The organism is Mycobacterium sp. 852002-51971_SCH5477799-a (assembly GCF_001667145.1).
Classification (GTDB): Bacteria; Actinomycetota; Actinomycetes; order Mycobacteriales; family Mycobacteriaceae; genus Mycobacterium.
Genome location: NZ_LZIF01000072.1, coordinates 1 through 599, shown reverse-complemented (window position 1 = coordinate 599; position 599 = coordinate 1). Strand labels below are relative to the sequence as shown.

General features: G+C 69.3%; 1 protein-coding gene. It reads right to left on the bottom strand.

Annotated elements, in window-relative coordinates:
- Positions 1 to 599: AMP-binding protein (locus A5753_RS07775; protein ID WP_156656000.1), on the bottom strand; the 599-nt coding region annotated here is incomplete at both ends.

Below are 599 nucleotides of genomic sequence, written 5' to 3'. Positions count from 1 at the left end.
CCAGCCACATACAACTCCCCGACCACCCCGACCGGCACCGGGCGCAACCACCCATCCAGCACGAACAACGCCGCCCCACCCACCGGCGCACCGATCGGCACCGTGGTGACCCCGGGGTGCAGGGGGGCGCTCATCGCCGCATAGACCGTGGCCTCGGTCGGCCCGTAGGCGTTGATCACCACTCGTCCCGGCGCCCAGTGATCGACCACCTCGGGCGGGCAGGCCTCCCCGCCAAGTAGCAGCGCGGCCGATTCCAAGCCCTGCGGGGACAGCGCGGCCACCGCCGAGGGGGTCTGGGTCAACACCGTTACCCCTTCAGCGACCAGCAGGTCGTGGAAGTCGTGGGGGGCGCCGGTGACCTCTTCGGGCACCACCACCAGTCGCGCCCCACTGAGCAGGGCGGCCCAGATCTCCCACACCGAAAAGTCGAAGGCATACGAATGGCATTGCGTCCACACCTGGGTTACCGGCAGCCCCGCGGGTGAGGACTCGGCCAAATGGGCCAGGTTGCGGTGGCTAATGGCCACGCCTTTGGGGATCCCGGTGGTGCCCGAGGTGTAAATCAGGTAGGCGAGGTCTTCAGCCGCGGGCGCCGGCAA